Source organism: Pseudonocardia pini, from assembly GCF_013870575.1.
Classification (GTDB): domain Bacteria; phylum Actinomycetota; class Actinomycetes; order Mycobacteriales; family Pseudonocardiaceae; genus Pseudonocardia; species Pseudonocardia pini.
This window is the reverse complement of sequence record NZ_JACBXB010001198.1, coordinates 1-1,108: the sequence shown is the minus strand read 5'-3', so window position 1 is coordinate 1,108 and position 1,108 is coordinate 1. Positions and strand designations below refer to the sequence as shown.

1 protein-coding gene is annotated in these 1,108 nt (G+C 75.1%); it reads left to right on the top strand.

What is annotated here, in order from left to right; translation table 11 throughout:
- Positions 1-1,108, top strand: a 1,108-nt coding sequence (locus H5J29_RS33800; protein ID WP_220188251.1) for a hypothetical protein, incomplete at both ends; no start/stop codon positions are given.

Below are 1,108 nucleotides of genomic sequence, written 5' to 3'. Positions count from 1 at the left end.
TGGTCTCCGTGCGCCGGTTCGGGGCCGCGGCACGGGTCCTCGCCGACCACGCCGACACCGACCTCGCGGTCTGTGCCCTCGAGGCCGAGGTCCGCACGATCGACGACGACCCGGCGCGGTGGGCCGAGCTGTCCGCCCTGCTGGACCGGCTCGGCGAGGACGTCGTGGCGAGCCGGGACCTGCTGACCAGCGGACGGCTGCGCTGCCTGCACCGCGAGCAGCGGATGGACGAGGCGATCGCGCTGGTCCGCGGCCTGGAACGGGAGGGACGGATGGGGGACGTCGCCCGCTCCGATCCCTCGGTCGTCGCCTTCATCGGCTGGACGATGGCGCACCGCCCGCGTGAGGCCGAGTACTTCCTCGACGCCTACGAGGGCGACCAGAACACGCATCCGGTCCGCTTCATGATCGGGGCGACGTCGGGCGTCGACCCCGTCCCACCCCCCGTGCAGCAGACCTGGGGAGCGTTCGACCCGATCGTCGGGTGGGGCCTGGTCTGGCAGGGCAGGCTGGCGGAGGTGATCCGGTCCGCGTTCGCGACCCCGGAGGGGTCACGGGACAACGCCAACCTCGTGCTCGCCTCGTTGTGGAGCGGGCGTCCGGAGATGGCGGAGGAGGCCTGGCGGCGCATCGCGCTCGAGCGCCGCACACGCCCCCACGCCACGTACGCCCGGGCCGCGATGCACCTCGTCGCCGGGGACGACGATGCGGCCTACGCCGGGATCCGGCAAGCGCTGCCCGCGGCCCGCGAGTCCGGCGGAGGGGTGCGACACCGCATCCTGGCGGGGCTCGCCCTGCTGCGGAGCGGGGCGGTCGAGGACGCGGCACTGACGTTGGACGGCTGCCTCCGCGAGGCGACCCGCTCCGGTCAGACGGGGCTCGCCGAGTGGGCGGGCATGCTCGTCGGGGCCGCGATGCTCGTCCGTGGTCGCCCCGGTGACGCCGACCCGGTGCTGCGCGCCGCGTTGGCCTCGATGCGCCGCGGACGACGCCACCTGCTGAGCGTGTCCACCACTCTCCTGGTGGTGGAGACGGCGACCCGCCTCGGCCGGGAGGCAGAGGTCCGGGCCCTGGTCGCCGAGGTCCGGGGCGAGGCGGAGGACCGCGG